The organism is Spiroplasma endosymbiont of Dactylopius coccus, assembly GCF_977110965.1.
Map to the genome: position 1 here is coordinate 11,492 of NZ_OZ373019.1, position 16,072 is coordinate 27,563.

Annotated in this window: 17 protein-coding genes and 1 pseudogene; 12 read left to right on the plus strand and 6 right to left on the minus strand. The window is 23.6% G+C overall.

What is annotated here, in order from left to right:
- The first annotated feature begins 8 nt into the window (after positions 1–8).
- The 9 genes and pseudogenes from ACXUB0_RS00065 to hpf all read left to right on the plus strand — a co-directional run bounded on the left by ACXUB0_RS00065 (position 9) and on the right by hpf (position 6,417).
- The gene (locus tag ACXUB0_RS00065) at positions 9–1,289 is read left to right on the plus strand and encodes a hypothetical protein (protein ID WP_458257328.1); all 1,281 of its coding nucleotides are present in this window, start codon (positions 9–11) and stop codon (positions 1,287–1,289) included.
- Between the two features lie 35 nt (positions 1,290–1,324).
- Positions 1,325–2,479: a cell division protein FtsZ gene (ftsZ, locus tag ACXUB0_RS00070; RefSeq protein ID WP_458257329.1), complete on the plus strand. Its 1,155-nt coding sequence runs from the start codon at positions 1,325–1,327 to the stop codon at positions 2,477–2,479.
- Positions 2,480–2,485: 6 nt separating this feature from the next.
- Positions 2,486–2,770: a cell division protein SepF gene (sepF, locus tag ACXUB0_RS00075; protein ID WP_174480582.1), complete on the plus strand. Its 285-nt coding sequence runs from the start codon at positions 2,486–2,488 to the stop codon at positions 2,768–2,770.
- 180 nt (positions 2,771–2,950) lie between these two features.
- Positions 2,951–3,094, plus strand: a pseudogene (locus ACXUB0_RS00080) (IS256 family transposase); the annotation flags it as partial.
- A 238-nt stretch (positions 3,095–3,332) separates the two neighbouring features.
- Entirely contained in the window at positions 3,333–3,683 is a 351-nt protein-coding gene (locus tag ACXUB0_RS00085; RefSeq protein ID WP_458257330.1) for a hypothetical protein, read from the plus strand.
- A 174-nt stretch (positions 3,684–3,857) separates the two neighbouring features.
- On the plus strand, positions 3,858–4,175 hold the full coding sequence (locus ACXUB0_RS00090) for a hypothetical protein (protein WP_458257331.1): 318 nt from the start codon (positions 3,858–3,860) through the stop codon (positions 4,173–4,175).
- 16 nt (positions 4,176–4,191) lie between these two features.
- The gene (locus tag ACXUB0_RS00095; RefSeq protein WP_458257332.1) at positions 4,192–4,539 is read left to right on the plus strand and encodes a hypothetical protein; all 348 of its coding nucleotides are present in this window, start codon (positions 4,192–4,194) and stop codon (positions 4,537–4,539) included.
- A gap of 167 nt (positions 4,540–4,706) precedes the next feature.
- The gene (locus ACXUB0_RS00100; protein WP_458257333.1) at positions 4,707–5,858 is read left to right on the plus strand and encodes a hypothetical protein; all 1,152 of its coding nucleotides are present in this window, start codon (positions 4,707–4,709) and stop codon (positions 5,856–5,858) included.
- Positions 5,859–6,024: 166 nt separating this feature from the next.
- Positions 6,025–6,417 (plus strand): ribosome hibernation-promoting factor, HPF/YfiA family, encoded by a 393-nt coding sequence (gene hpf, locus ACXUB0_RS00105; RefSeq protein WP_174480838.1) that lies wholly within the window; start codon positions 6,025–6,027, stop codon positions 6,415–6,417.
- Between the two features lie 310 nt (positions 6,418–6,727).
- Here the strand turns inward: hpf and ACXUB0_RS00110 are convergent, their stop codons facing one another.
- Entirely contained in the window at positions 6,728–7,246 is a 519-nt protein-coding gene (locus tag ACXUB0_RS00110) for a hypothetical protein (RefSeq protein WP_458257334.1), read from the minus strand.
- 199 nt (positions 7,247–7,445) lie between these two features.
- On the minus strand, positions 7,446–8,606 hold the full coding sequence (locus tag ACXUB0_RS00115) for an Mbov_0401 family ICE element transposase-like protein (protein WP_458257335.1): 1,161 nt from the start codon (positions 8,604–8,606) through the stop codon (positions 7,446–7,448).
- 63 nt (positions 8,607–8,669) lie between these two features.
- Between ACXUB0_RS00115 and ACXUB0_RS00120 the strand changes: the two genes are divergently transcribed.
- The 3 genes from ACXUB0_RS00120 to ACXUB0_RS00130 all read left to right on the plus strand — a co-directional run bounded on the left by ACXUB0_RS00120 (position 8,670) and on the right by ACXUB0_RS00130 (position 10,734).
- Positions 8,670–9,254 carry a hypothetical protein gene (locus ACXUB0_RS00120; RefSeq protein ID WP_458257336.1) on the plus strand — a complete coding sequence of 195 codons (585 nt, stop codon included), beginning with the start codon at positions 8,670–8,672 and terminating at the stop codon, positions 9,252–9,254.
- Positions 9,178–10,377, plus strand: a complete 1,200-nt coding sequence (locus tag ACXUB0_RS00125) for a hypothetical protein (RefSeq protein WP_458257337.1) — start codon at positions 9,178–9,180, stop codon at positions 10,375–10,377. Before ACXUB0_RS00120 ends, ACXUB0_RS00125 begins: the two co-directional genes overlap by 77 nt.
- 150 nt (positions 10,378–10,527) lie before the next feature.
- Entirely contained in the window at positions 10,528–10,734 is a 207-nt protein-coding gene (locus ACXUB0_RS00130) for a hypothetical protein (protein WP_458257338.1), read from the plus strand.
- A 280-nt stretch (positions 10,735–11,014) separates the two neighbouring features.
- Here ACXUB0_RS00130 and ACXUB0_RS00135 read toward each other — a convergent pair whose 3' ends face one another.
- The 4 genes from ACXUB0_RS00135 to ACXUB0_RS00150 form a co-directional block, all read right to left on the minus strand.
- Entirely contained in the window at positions 11,015–12,535 is a 1,521-nt protein-coding gene (locus tag ACXUB0_RS00135; protein ID WP_458257339.1) for a hypothetical protein, read from the minus strand.
- The gene (locus tag ACXUB0_RS00140; RefSeq protein WP_458257340.1) at positions 12,526–12,852 is read right to left on the minus strand and encodes a hypothetical protein; all 327 of its coding nucleotides are present in this window, start codon (positions 12,850–12,852) and stop codon (positions 12,526–12,528) included. Before ACXUB0_RS00140 ends, ACXUB0_RS00135 begins: the two co-directional genes overlap by 10 nt.
- Positions 12,803–14,035, minus strand: a complete 1,233-nt coding sequence (locus ACXUB0_RS00145) for a hypothetical protein (RefSeq protein WP_458257341.1) — start codon at positions 14,033–14,035, stop codon at positions 12,803–12,805. Before ACXUB0_RS00145 ends, ACXUB0_RS00140 begins: the two co-directional genes overlap by 50 nt.
- 144 nt (positions 14,036–14,179) lie before the next feature.
- Positions 14,180–16,069, minus strand: coding sequence for a hypothetical protein (locus ACXUB0_RS00150; protein ID WP_458257342.1), 1,890 nt, complete (start codon positions 16,067–16,069; stop codon positions 14,180–14,182).
- Between the last annotated feature and the right edge of the window lie 3 nt (positions 16,070–16,072).

Below are 16,072 nucleotides of genomic sequence, written 5' to 3' on the forward strand. Positions count from 1 at the left end.
TGAGCAATATGAATTTTCAAGAACTATATGTTGTATGTCAAATTGAAGATTTTAGTTTAAAAGTTATGGTTAATAATTATGTTAATAATCAAATTCAGGTTTTATATAAAGAAACTGTTGATACTGAACAGTTTTCTGAAAATGGTGTAATTATTAATTCAATTGCTACAGGTAAGTTATTAAGACAAATTATTAATAAAATTAATAATACTTTAAATATAAAAGTACAACGTATTGCCTTAACTTTACCTTCAAATAATTTAAAAATTTATCAATCACAAGCATCACTTGATTTTAAAGATGCTAATCACATTATCACTGATGAAGATTGTAGTAAAGTGATTGAAATGGCTAAAAACATTACTATTGATAATAGTGAAATTATTTGTTTAACTAAACCATACAATTTTAAAGTTGATCATGCAATTGGTAATTGTTCATTACCAATTGCAAAAAAAGGACAAGTTATGCATGTTGATGCTTTAGTTTATTCATTACCTAAAAGTTTATATAATTCTCACCTCGAAGTATTAACTAATGCCGAAACAGAATTGTTAACTGTTACTTTAGATCAATTTGCATTAGTATGTAATATTAAAAATACTGATTTTAATCGTAATACAGTTTTAGTTGATTGAAATATTAATAGTACTAAGATTAGTGTTTTTAGTAATTCAGTATTATTTGCAACAACTAATATTAAAATTGGTTGAAATCAAATAATTCAATCATTAATGAAGCAAATGCATTGTGGTTATGATAAAGCTGAAAGATATTTACAAAAAATTATTAATATAAGTAGTAATTATTTATGCGATGTTGTTGTTGATAAGTATGTTGATGATCAAACAAAATCTATTGTTCGTTTAACAAAAACTGATTTACAAGCAACAGTTAAAAGACAAATTAATGAAATTATTTCTTGTATTGAATATTTTCTTGATGAAGTTAGTGATAATAATAGTTCAGATATGGAAATTATTTTTACGGGAATTACTATTGGTTTATGTGGTTTTGCCAACTATTTTAAAAATAATAGCAAACTAAAAGAAGTAAAATATATGCTCAGTCAAACTCCTGGTGCATATAGTTATCAGTGAACTACTTTAATCGGTAATACTCACTACCAACATTTAGTAAATGTTTTTAGTAATAATTATATTTCATCAATACATAAACCAGAAATTGTATCAAAATTAAATCATTATACGCATTCTAATAATCATGATAATAAGCATTATAATTCCCCCTTTCAACCAAATTATCAGTATAATGATGGTAGTAAATAGAAGAAGACAATTTGATTACTCAGGAGGAAAATAAAATGGAACATAATAATTCACAATTTAAACCAATAGCATCAATTCGGGTAATTGGTATTGGTGGTGCTGGTAATAATGCTGTTAATAGAATGATTGAAGCAGAGGTACAAGGTGTTGATTTTTATGTTGCTAATACTGATGCACAAGTAGTTAATGCATCACCAGCTGAAAATAAAATTATTTTGGGCAAAGAGTTATCAAAGGGACTTGGAGCAGGAGCTAATCCCGAAATTGGTAAACAAGCCGCAATTGAAAGTGAAGCAGAAATTAAACGTGCTTTAGATGGTGCAGATATGGTTTTTATTGCTGCTGGTATGGGTGGTGGTACTGGTACTGGTGCTGCATCAATTGTTGCAAGAATTGCTAAAGAATGTGGTGCTTTAACAATTGCTATTGTTACTAAACCATTTAAATTTGAAGGACGTAATCGTAATGCTCATGCTATATTTGGAATTGAAAATTTAAAGAAACAAGTTGATGCAATTATTATTATTTCTAATGATAAATTATTACAAGTAATTGGTAATATCCCTCTTAAAGATTCGTTTAAAGAAGCAGATAATATTTTACGTCAAGGTGTACAGACTATTACTGACTTAATTGCTGTTCCTGCTTTAATAAATTTAGATTTTGCTGATGTTCGTACTATTATTGAAAATAAAGGTAATGCTTTATTTGGTATTGGAATGTCAAAGGGTGAACATAAAGCTAAACAAGCCGCAACAAAAGCTATTTCTTCTCCTTTACTTGATGATGTGACAATTAAGGGTGCTAAAAATGCTATTGTTAATGTTACTGGTGGAACAACAATGACATTAACTGATGCTAATATTGCTGTTGATTTAGTTCGTGATGCTGCGGGTAATGATGTTAATATCATTTTTGGTGTTGCTGTTAATGAAAATTTAAATGATGAAATGATTGTAACAGTTATTGCCACTGGTTTTGATGAAGAAGGTGCTAATGCTAATAATTTTGTTTATAGTTCAAAAGTTGATAATCATGAATTTATTACCAATAAGACTCAATATTTAAGTGAAGAAATTAAAGAACAAACAAAGAAAAAAGAAGAAGAACAACAAAATTTAGTCCAAGAAGCAGCAATGGAAGCAGATGATGATTTACCATCATTTTTACGAAGACGAAAGGGAGTTTAATTAATTATGGGATGAAGAAGTAAAAAATATAAAGACAATGATGAAAATAGTAATTATAAAACCAGTTTTCAAGAACAAATACAAGAATTTGCTCCTAAAAATTATCAAGAAATTGAATCAGTTGCTAATGCTATGATTTTACAAAAACCAATTAAAGTTAATTTAACAACAACTGTTGAAAATGATCGAAGAAGAATTATTGATTTTCTTTGTGGTATTTCGTATGTTATTGGTTTTGTTGTTGATAAAACTGATATTCATATTTATGAATTTAAAAATGAATTAAGTTAATCTTGAACAAATAGGTTTTTTATTTCTTTCTAATAATAAAGAAATAAAATTATTTATTTTTTAAATTGTTCTTACATTAATTTTAGAATATAAATCGGTAATGTTTAGTAATCTGTGTAACTTACAAAAATAACTATGTTTAATTAATTCTATAATAAACCTAGAAAGAGTGAATTACAGATGGCTAAAAAGCAAAATATTAATAATAATGATCCAATATCAAAAGCAGTAGATTTATTATTAGAAAATACTGAAGATTTAACAACAGTTTTTAAAGAGGGAGGTTTTTTAGAAATCTGTGTATCTTTGTTTTACAAAGTACTAGTTAAGATTAATTCTATCTTCAAATTTGAGGCTTTTTAGAAATCTGTGTATCTTTAGTTGTTAAACCTTCACTATCAAGAAAAAAAGTTTTCGAAAGAAATTTAAAAAAAATTTTGTAAAAAATTTACCTATAATAACTGCCGGTACTGCTACAGTAGTAACATTAGCGGTTGGTGGAATTGATGGCTTTCAATGTTCTGATTTAGGAATAACAGCTAGTGCAGGTACATCTGCTGCTATGATGGGTGCAGTTATTAAAGCTACGATTAAACAAAATAAACAAGAGAAAGTAGAATTAGAAGATGAGAATAATGAAAAATCAAGTATTCTTCAGAGAAAATTAGAAGAATTACAATTAGAAACAGTAGGAGCAAAAATTCTTAAAAAACAATTAGAAAGAACTAAAGTTGAATTTGAATTAGTTAAAGCAAGAGAAGAATTAGCAAAACTTAATAACATAACTAGTTTAAATATTACTTCATCACCGATCCCTCAAGAATTTAATTTAGCAAAAGTAGTAAATGTAGAAACGAGTAATAGTTGTTCATTATCAATTCATAAAAAAATAAGTACATATATATATATATAAAAATGTAAATAAACAATTGAAAAGGATAAAAGATATGAAAACAGAATTGCAAAATTTAAATGATTGTAATAATGAAACTGTTGTTATTGTAAAAAAACTCTATATAAAGAAAATAAAAAATTTTATTGAAAAACTGGTATTCAAGCTGTTATAAGTACTGCTGCTATTACTGGCTTGTTTGTAAGTGGTGTTGGGTTAGTACCAATATCTATTTTTTCTGGAAGTGTAATAATTGGTAATACACTTTCAATTTGAGCAGAAAGAAAAAGAAGAAAAAATGTCAAAAAATTTTTTCAAGAATTAAATAAAAAATTAAATAAGGAATTAGAAATTAGTAAAATAAGATCAGAAATACAAAAAGAAAGATTAGAAGCAGAAAATTTAATTAAGCAAGAAGAACTTGAACAATTAAAGTTAGAAATAAATGAAAAAGAATTAATTATTTTAACTAAACAAATAGAATATAAAAAAAATAGAATTAGAAAAAAGTAAGATAGAAGCAGAAAATTTGATTAGGGAAAAAGAGCTTGAACAATTAAGTCTAGAAAGAAGTAGGGTACAACAAGATATTTTAACTAAGCAGTTAGACCTTGCAAAATTAGAAATGACTACCACGTTAGAAACAGATAAAACATTAGTACAACCTCAATTAAATGGTACATTAAAAGTAGAAAGTTTATTTGATATTTTAGAAAAAAATAGATTAGCAAAAAAAGAGAGTAGAAGGAAATTTTTTGAAGATGAATCATTAGATGAAAGATTAAATATTGAAAAAATTAATAAATCAGAATCACAAAATCAACAATCTTTAACAAAAAATTATTCGCAAGAAAATTGCAAATTTAAAGTTTATTAAAAATATTATGATACATTTTTATTAAGTTAAATCTAAATTTTAATTTTCAAGAAATATTTTTATAAAGGTTATATTTTCATTTATATTTCATAATTGTCGTTAAACATGTTAATCATCATTTATGATAGAATTTAATATATGAGATTTTAGAGTTGTGAGGTTTTAGTATGGAAGTGTCAGCAGAGAATTATAGAAATATTAATTCTCATAATCGTTGAGGAATTATTGTTAGTTCGGGATTAATGGCAATAACTTTGATTATAAGTTGAGTATTATGACTTATACTTTATCGTACTAATGTTAATGAGATTTTAGTAATTTTAACTGAAGTAATTAATAGTAAAGGCATTACATTTACTCTTACTTTTCAGATTTTAACAATTTTTACTTTAATTTTTTCGGTTATTACTCTAGTGTTTATTACAATTCCATTTATTTTTTTAAATAAATATGGAGTAATAACTTTAGTATGAGCATTAATAGTAGTAGTAATTTCGCTTGTCTTACTTATTAGTTCGGGATTATTAATAAGTTATGGTTATAAAAAAATTTATAGTTATGTTATGGACAAAAAAATTATTAATGTTTTATTTTTTATTTTACCTTGAGGCTTTGCATTAATTAGTAGTTTCTTTTTAGTACTTTTTTCTTTATGATTAATAATGGCTAATTTAAGAAATAAATCAAAAAAAGTATTATCATTGACAAATAATAATGCTTTATCAGCAACAGAAATACCCGCAAGTGTTGAACAAAATTCTCTTTTTGGTGAACAAACTATTGGACCATCATTTACAGATCGATTTTTTAATGAACATGATAAATCAACACAAGGTATAAATATAGTTATTAATAATACTGGTGGAGGTGCACTTCCACAATCAAAATTACTTGATAATCAAGTAACTAGTAATCCAAATCCTGTTCAAACTAATAACAGTAGTAATAACAGTAGTAATGTTGTTAATAGTGAAGTAACTTGAACACCACAACAAATTGAAGAAGTATGAAATAAAGGAGAAATTATTGATGATTATAATCCACAGTTATATCGAAAAGACTATGCGGGTGCGCTAATGTTTAAAAATAACTTTATTAGTAATGTTAAACTTAATGATGATCCTAAAAGTTATAATTGAACTATTATACATCAACGACCTTTATTTCATGGAGGTACTTCTGATATTAGTAATTTACAACCAATGAATAATACTAATGCTATTACTAAAGGTAATAATTATCCACGTTGAAAAACAGCTATTACTTTTAATGGAAAACAAAATTTTTTAAAACAAAAATCATGAAAAGATAAAAAATAGAGTATTAATCATTAATTTAACTGAAGATGATATTAAGCATATTATAAATATAATTGGTATTTTGCTTAGTTGTTAATAATTTAAATTTAATTACACTATTATCTTTTAAAATTTATTTGTTTATGGGAAAATGTATATAATAATTAAAAGATAGGAGCAATTAATCATGCAAGTTATTGTCCATGGAAAAAATATTAATATTACTTATGAAATTAAAAATGCTGTTGATAAAAATTTTAATTATTTACAAGAAAAGTATTCTAAATATATTAAAAAAGATATGATTGCTAAAGTTGGTATTGAAAGAAATAGTAATCATACATATAATATTTCCGTTCATATTCAGTTATTAAATAATAATTTTTTACAGTGTTTAGTAGAAAATCACGATCTTTATGTTGGCATTAATAAAACATTAGTTCCGTTGGAAAAACAATTAAGTCGTTTAAAAACGGTTGCTGATAAAACTGGTGCTGAAAGCGTTGGTCAATTTATAACTAAAGAAATTCTTGATGATAATAGTGAAGTTATTATTGACGTAACAGAAAATAAAGATTAAAGAAAACGTTTATGAAAGTATACAATTATTAGCATTATTTTTTTTATGTAAATATGATGCATCATATTTTTCATTTTCTGCATCTTTTGCTTTTTTTTGTAAATTTTCTTCGGGCGGTTGTCGGACGTATGAGATTAACCCTTAGAATTATGAGTAACATTAACAATATAACTGCAAATTCTATTATTTTTTAATTTAATTATAACATATATTTTAAAAATATTAAAATATATAATTTCAAAATTACATTTAAATAACACAAAAATTCTAATCTTAAAATTAGAAATAAAAAATATTAAGTTTTAACTTATTAAGTACTATTAAGATAACTTCTACTATTTAAATAATTGGCTTTTGCTATTAACATATTATTTAATATTTGATAATTATATATTTTTGCTCCATTAGTTAAAGATTTTAAAAAATGATATACATCACTTTCCGCACTACAACCAATATTTCAATCAGCATTTTGATTAATAATTCCTTGTTCATTATTTTTAAAATAATTATAAGTTTTTTTAGTAACTTTATTATGATTATTTTCTAAAATAGTAATTAATTGATTATAACTACCATTTGAAAAAGTAGTTGTTACATCTAAATATTTTGTTCAATCAAGTGCTTTCTTTTGATGTTTACCACGAACATTAACAAAAGATTTTCATAAATAACTATAAGCATGATATTTATCTAAAATATAATAACAACCCAATCAACTAGCCATTGCTCTAATTCATAATGCACCATCACCAGCAACTACTAAATTATGATTATTATATTCTCAATTAATAGCAAATATATTTAGGGAGCATACCGATGTTGTCAATAATATTCAAATTTGTCTTAAAATTATAAAGTTAGACGAGAATAATTTAGACTTCAATATGCAATTGTATTGTAATTTTAACACTTGTAAAATATTAGTCAACAATAATACTTACTTTTATAATTCAAAAATTCTTATTAATAGTTACTTTAATAAGTTTTATTTTATTTTTAGTTTTTTTAAAATCTTTAATTTTAATTTATAATAACTGGATGGCAGTATTTATTTGATAGCATTTAAAATTAACCATTTTTGTATACATATCAATATTATAAGTTCTATCACCAATCATATGCTTTAAAATTTGTTTAATATTAGTTTCAGTAAAGCAACCAATATTTTCAACTAATGCTTGATTTAATACACCATCTTTTGCATTAATAAAATAATCAACTTTTAATTTTTTATATTGCAAAGTTAATGATTGTAAAAAATCAATTAATTCATAATATTGACCTTTGGCAAATAAATTTATTGCATTTTCATAATGTAATTTAGCAATTTTATTTTTTCTTCTTCCAGCCATTATACCAAGAAATAAAACATGAAAAGCATGGAATTTATCTAAAATAAATTTAGCATTTAAAATTGTAGCAGTTTTTTTAATTCATTTTGCACTATCTCCACAAACTATTAAATTTGCTTGGTCAAAGTTTTCAAAATATAAATTACCATATGTTTGAATTAATTTAGCTGTTTTTTCTGCACCAATTTCTGTTTTTGATACTCTTATTTTACATACAGCTCTTTTATTAATTAATTTTCCATTTTTCTTTTTACCAGTACAAAATACTAATAATCTCATAGAACATTTTTTACAATTTTTAGTATTGTGTTTTTCATTAAACTTAAATTTTCTATGTCCATCATCAATATTTATATATAAATATTGATTTGGTTGCAATGGTATTTTAGGAATATTAGCTTTTGGTAATTGAAATTTTTGATAGGTTCTACAAACTATACTAGTACTTATTAAATCCTCAATAAAAGTATCACAAATATCACGATATTTTTTACCATCAGCAAAATATTTTATAATTTGTTTAATAACATTTGGTGCAAGTTTACTATATTTTTTAACACCAAGATAATTATCTAGCAGTGAAACAAATTCCTTTTTTTGTGTTTTTGGGTTATAATATATACAAATACGTCGTTTATAAGTTAATAAACCTTTTTTTGCTTTTAATTTTCTTTGTCTAAATCTATATGATTTATATTCAGATTTATTACATTCATTTCATAGTTGTTCATCTATTTTTGCAAATAATTCTTCTGTTTGTTTTAAACTTAATTCATCTTGATTAAAATCGTGTTTGTCTCAATCAAAAAGATTAGGGAATGGTAATTTTAACATTTTTAATGTTCCTTTCTTTTAAATAATTTAATTTTAACTTATATATGTTAATAAGGAGTAAATATGGATTTTATTACTAGTTATGCACAACTAAATAAAAAATATAATCTTAATTTTAGTGATAATAATTATGGTTTTAGTTGAGATATTTTTAAACAATTTGTTGGTGATGAATGAGCAGAATATTTTACTACTAATTGTTTTTATCGTTTTATACCAACAGCACGTGGAACAAGAAAAACTTGAAACTGCTTAGCATTTGATTTATTTATATGTTGTAATTTTAGTGATAGTAGTGTTCAAGAAGTAAGACGATATGAAAATACTCATAGTGAAACTACAATTGGTGCTTTAATGAATGTTTGTCAAGTTTTATTAGATACATATAATATTAATTTATTACCTAATAATCCACATGGTATTAAATGAAAAATTACTAAGGACGGTGGGTGTATTATTTTTCCTAGTAATCAACAAATTGACTTTATTGGTTATGCTAATGGTAATAAGATTTTTGGAAAAGAAGCCGGTGGTTCAAGTTTTTTTAGGTTCAAGAACAGATGAAATTATTATGGCAGAAGAAAAGGAAACATTAACTGAAAAACAATTAACATATTGATATGAACGTTTACAAAACTCTATGTTTAGAAGTAATCGTATTAAAGTATCAAAAGAACCTATTAAAGAATGAAGTTGAACTTTTATTGATAAAAATATATATAGTCCTAATTTTGGAAAAAAGACTACTCGCTATTTTTATAAAAGTTTCTTTATTACTTTTACATGTAATCCTTATGATAAGTATCATCCGTTTTATTTAAAATACTGTACACCCTTTTTACCATTAAATGATGAAATAACGAAAAATCTTAAAAAAATTGGCAAAGTTTATTATGAAAATAAAGACATATTTAGTGGTTTGGGTTTATTTGTTTTAAGATTTACTATTCAACCATTTTGAAATAAATTACCTGAAATTCAACAAAAAACTTTATTAGAAATGAAAAAAAGTAATCCAGATGAATATAATACTGTTTTTTATGGTTTTGAATTTTTAGATAGTGATGCAACAATTTTTCCATTTCAAAAAGTAGTAAAATATTGACAATCATATGATTTAAAACAATTTTATAATCAAGAAAAAGATATGTATAAATTTGATTTTTATAGTGTTGGTATTGATTGAGCTACGGGACCAAAAGACCATACTGTATTTATGGTAGTTGCTTTTAAAGAATATAATAATACTGGTTATTATGATGCTTATATTATTTGTGAATTAGTAGTTACACCGAATGATTTTATTAATGAAAATGAAAAAATTAATGCTTATGTTAATGAAATTTTAGGGTTAATGGATAATTTTGAAAATTTTGAACAAGCAATTTATTTTTATGATGATAAAGCAAGAACAGCAATAGATTGATTAAATCAAAAATTAATAGATGAACATAATACTATTTTAATAATACAAACTGCAATTAAACATGCTTCAAATTTAAATCAAGAAGCAGGATTAACTAATAGAGTAGTTTGAATGAGAAATATTATGAGTTATGGAAACTTTTATGCTAATAAAGATGATTTACCAAAAACTACTCAATGTTTAGAAGAATTACGTTATGATGAGACGAAAACTAACATTCCCGACAGAAATATGTATCAAGACCCTTATGATGCATTATTTTATGCCTTGTATCCATATAAAAATGTAATTAGGGGTAAAAATAATGCTAGTGTGAAAAAAAGTATCTTCACATTTGCTATATAATAAACAATTTCAATATAATTAATAGTATAGGTATCACAAAATAAACGCCTTTAATTTAGGCGTTATTTTGCATTTAAAATCATACTTGTAAAAATAATGAAAAATAGTACAATTTATAAGTAAAATCAAGGAAAAAAGGAGTAATTTAATATGAAAACATGAATAAAAACAAATTTAAGTAAAATAACATTAGCATTAGCACTAACTGGTGCTATAAGCGGAGTAACTGGTTTAATAATCGCTTCAATAACACATCATAAAACTAATGATTTGACTTATTTTTTAGACCATGATTATAATGCTCACTGGGGGGGGCTTCTATTTGAGAAAGTCAAAGAAGCGACCATTATAAAATAGATTTATATTTTGCAATTAAACCAGCTAATGATAATGATAAAAAATGAGATGGAATTTATCCAAAAGGATATTTTGATAATTAAATTTCTAAATTAATATATGAAATATTTTCGTTATATTTATCAAATAAATTAATATTATTTAAATTTATTTCTTGTTTATCAGTTATTAAAACTAAATCATAATTTCCAGTACCAAATATGCCACTAATTTCAATTCGATTTAAGTTATTAATCGGATTTTCAATTTGTAATTCAAATTCACTAATATTATCAATTTTTTAAATTTCTTTATAAAATTCTAATTTAGAAAATAATTGAGATTTATTTGAACCATATAAATTTAAAGCATTTTCAATTTTATTTTTATTAATAATTACTCTTGTAAAGTATTTGCCATATTCACCATTACCTAATGTTCAGTCAGCAGGAATTAATGATGGTATATTATTACTTTCTAATTCATTTGTAATAGATAATCAGTTAAATTGATTATCATCTAGTTTAAATAATTCATTTTGACTAATGTCGTTATTTTTTAGTTTAATGCTATTCATATCTGTAAAGTCAAAATATACTGATTTTAAAATTACTTTTGCATCCTTAAACTCTCAAATTTCATCAGAATTTCTATGAATAGGATTTGATTTTAATTCAAAATAATATGGTAATAAAATTTTATCATCATCATTTAAACCTTTGTTGATTGACATATTAGAATAAATATTATTTGATAACATAATAATTATTTTTTTAAGTATTTGTACTTGTGGTAAATTTACATAATTTGGATAATCTAATTTTCATTGTTTAAATAAATTACTAATTACTTCTTCGGGTTTTTGACCCTCAAATTTTGCTCTCAATTTATCTAATTCATTTGGTTTTTTTGTTGGGTCTAAACTTGCACCATCAAAATTTCTATTATAAGTATATGTATAAGTTAGCATATCTAATAATAACTTTTGTAAACTATCAATTGGTGGTTTATCATTTATTTCAATTTCAATATCATTAAAGTTCTGTGATAATTCAATAGCAATATATTTACTAGGATATGGTGGGGTTGGTTCTCTATGACTATATAATATATATTGTTCATTCTTTTTCATTTCAAAATCAGCTAATTTTTTAGGTACTGGTGCTGGTCCATCATATTTACCAATTTTTGCATATGTTATTTTTGCATTATTAATAATTTCTTTTCTTGTTTCAGTTCCACCACCAATAGCAATTAAATCTAAAACTGATTTTTCTTGTCCTATAAATTGTTTTACTAAATTTCAAGGTAATATTTGTTCACTAAATCATTGTTGTAATATTCTAACTTTTGGTTGAGTTTCAATAGGCATTGATAATAGCGGAAATGCTATCTTATTTTTAACAAATAACTTTGGGTATACTTCCATATTGTCAACTTCACCAAGTACCTTTATATTGCCGAAAATCATGCTTCTAGGGGCTTTAATTTTTAAACCAGTTACTTTGGTATCTTTATCTAATGGTTTTTGTAATTTAATAATAATTGGATAACCATCTCTTGTTTTAAAATCCTTAATTTTAATAATAGTAATGCTTTTAGTACTTCTTGTTTTTGGATTTTGATAAGGTTGAGAATAATTATTAATGATATATAAATTATCAATATTATTTTCACTTAAAGGTTCATTAATTGAAACTGCATATAATTTAAATTGATTTAATAAATTTATTTCTTGAAATATTAAATTTTTAATATCAGTCATACTATATTCAATAGTATTATCATTAATGTTAGTACTTGCTCTTTGATTTAATTGCATAGTAAAGTCTGATGTTTCAACAGCAGTAGTTTTAATACTTTTTCAATATCAATAAAACCTATTTTAATAGTGTTTGCTGAAAATTTTAAACTATTATTTTCATTATTTTTAAATAAACGTTCAATTTCATAAATATAAATTGTTCTTTTTTTAAATTCATCATATGCTCTATTAATATTTGGGTCACTAGTAGCACCCATCATATTTGTAAAATCATAAGGAATATTATCAATTAAATAATCATTTTCTACTTCTGCTTGATTAAGTTTAGTTTGTTTCTGTGGAAACTTCGTTTGTGGTTTGTTGTTGTTTTCCATTGTTCTCTCCTATTAATTGGTTATTTTCGGGATTAAATAATTGTAGTTTAACTGTTAAATTATTAATTTCTTGTTCATCATTAATATTAAATGTTTTACTATTTAATAAATCTTTATCTAAACGTACTAATATTTGAATAAATTTAAGAATATCAATATTAAATTGTCATAATTTTTGTTCAATATAATTAATAGTTGAAATATTTACAGCTGTACTTTCGGGAACTGATTGTTGTGCTGACTTCTTTTGACTTGGTATATGAATACCACAACGTTTAAATATTTCATTAACATTTCAGTCGTATATATCAGTTAAATTTTTACCTTTAAAATTACTACTTGTCATATTGATATTTTCGTTTTGTTCATTATTATCTCCACCACTTTTAAATATATAGTTTTTAGTAACCAAAGTTCTTACTGCATCTTCCATTAAAGATTGAACATTACCATAAGTTTGACTAAATATAAATTTAGGTGAATTTAAAATGGTATCTAAAACAATTTGTTCATAAATAACATCTAATGCTTTAATTTTATCCATTACTTTATTACAATCTGCTAATTCATTTGCTTTATTTCTCATAATTGCTATTGGTATATAGTTAATATTTAGTGTTTGTTCTTGTGCTAAATTAGGGTTATTAATGAATGATTTAAAATCTAGTGGAAATTGTTTTTTACTATCATTAACACTATAAATTGCACGATTAATAGTTACTTGTTCATTATTTAATGTATAAACTTCAAATAATCTTACAATTTGTGCATTTTGTTCATAACTATCATAAAAAATAGTACATTGAATTAATTTACCAGTAATATCATAAACTCTTTGTTGTATATCAACTACTTGAAAATATAAATCATCAGTAGCAATAAAAATTAAATAACCACTAATTCCTAATTTACTTAACTTAAAAATAGAATTTCAATTTTTTCTATAAAATTCTTGATTAATTAAATATTGTTTAATGGTTTCATTATTAATATCTAATGGAGCATTATATAAATTAGCATTATTTTCTGCTACAAAATCAGTAAAATAAGTTTCATGATTAAAATCATTAAAACCAAAATAACTTAAAATAGAAGCATGTGTACTTTTACCTTTTAAAAAAGTTAATTTAGTTTTTTCTTCATTATTAGTACTTTTATCTCTTCTTAAAAATTTACCTAACATAATATTCACCACCTTTTTTAAAATATTTGATTAATTTTTAATATTATTTTTACAATGATAAATATAATTAAACCCGCTGTTGCTGATGATAGAATTACTCCTATTAAACCTAAAATAATTTTTATTATTTTAAAAAACATAATATTATTCCTGTAATTCTTCTAATTTTAAAAGTTGGCCAAATCTTGTAGGGTCACTAACGATAGCAATTGTATCATTTTGCATTTGTAAAGAAATTATTATTCTATCATTAACTTTATCTCAATACAAAGATTGAATATCAGTATTTAACTCACCATATAAAAATTCTTTACACATAAAAGCAAATTTTTTACTACTTGTTTGGCTTTCAAAATTATAATAAATTTTATATTTAGTATTTGATTTAAAAGTATATTTAATATGATTTATATTAACTTTTGTTCCTACTTCTTTTCAATTTGAACCACTTGGTGGAATTGGACTAGGTGCTGGTTGTTTTTTATTTAATTCATTAATAGTACCAGCAATAGTTTTATCTTTAGTTTCTAAATTAGGAATTTCTTTACTAACAGCATTTATTTGAAAAGCAATTGGAAATTGTGATTTTGTATCTTCTATTTTTTTATCTACTTCTTCTTTTTTATAATAATCAGATAAATCTGCTTTACCACCAGTAGCACTAATAGTATTAGTTTTTTCATCAATCTTAATATTTTCACCAGCAATTAATTTATTTTGTTTTTTATTTAATAAATTATTAGTTTCTAATTTTGTATAATAATCACGTTCAGTACTTTCTTCTGTTATAAATTCAGTTGGTGTTCCAGTTCCTTGATATTGATATATTTTAGAAATAAATCCTGAATAATATGTCCCGGGTGTAGCAGTAGCGCGAATTTTATAATTACTGCAAGTTAAATATAATCTAATATTATTAGTTTTATCTGAATAAAAAGTATCTAATAGAGTATATGATTTTATTGCATATTCTTCATTTAATTTAAATATAGATTTTCTAGTATATTTATATTTATACATATCACTCTCATAAATATAACCTCATATTACTAATATTTCTTTATTTAAATTATCAGTTGAAAGTTCATTAGATATCTCTTTTCATAATGGACTAGTTTCAATATTAAATCAGTTATTTTTAATATCATCAATATTTTGTTTATTAATCTCAATTTTATTTTCTATTGATTTGATATTATTATCAACTTTAGTTTCTAATAATTTAATATTATTTTCATTAGTAGTAATTCGTTTTTGTTGTTTAGCCGAAAAATCACAAGTTGGTGCATGAGTAAAATCACCAATTTGTGGATTATTTTGTAATGCTTCGGGTGGTAATGTACCAATTTCATCAGGTCAATCTAAAATCATTGTTTCAGTTTCTTTATCATAATCAGTTGCAACATAACCTTTATTAACAAATTTACTAACAGGACCTCTATATATTTCCTTTTCATTATCATCAACTAAATCATCATATAATTTTACTTGTTTTGATAATGTAAATTCTTTTTGTTCTTTAATTAATTCATCAACTTGATTTCTAGTATAAAATGCTTTTAAATCAATTTTTTCAACATCTATTTCATCATCATTATAATTTGATAATATTTGTTTTAATTCTGTTAGTCTTGCCCATATTTTCATTCTACTTGGTGCTAAATCTCATACATTAATTGTAGGAATACTACTTGCACTAAATTGACTACCATTATTAAATTGAATAGTAGCATCGACATTAAACTCAATTGGTGTACGATTAAATACTCAATGTTCAACGGTTACATATACCATATCTCTTAATGTTTCTTTAATTAATTCATCTTTGAAACTATCAAAAGGAAATTTAGATAAAATAAAACCAAGATAAGCATTAATATCATTTTGTGCACGAATAGCAAAAGTTTTAAATCAATCATTAACATTTAGTCATGTATTTATATATTGTTGTGGAGTTTCTGTAATTTTTCCAGTTAATGGATATCAATTATTATAATTTTCTAAACTGACACCAGTTCAAAGTTTATTAATCATATT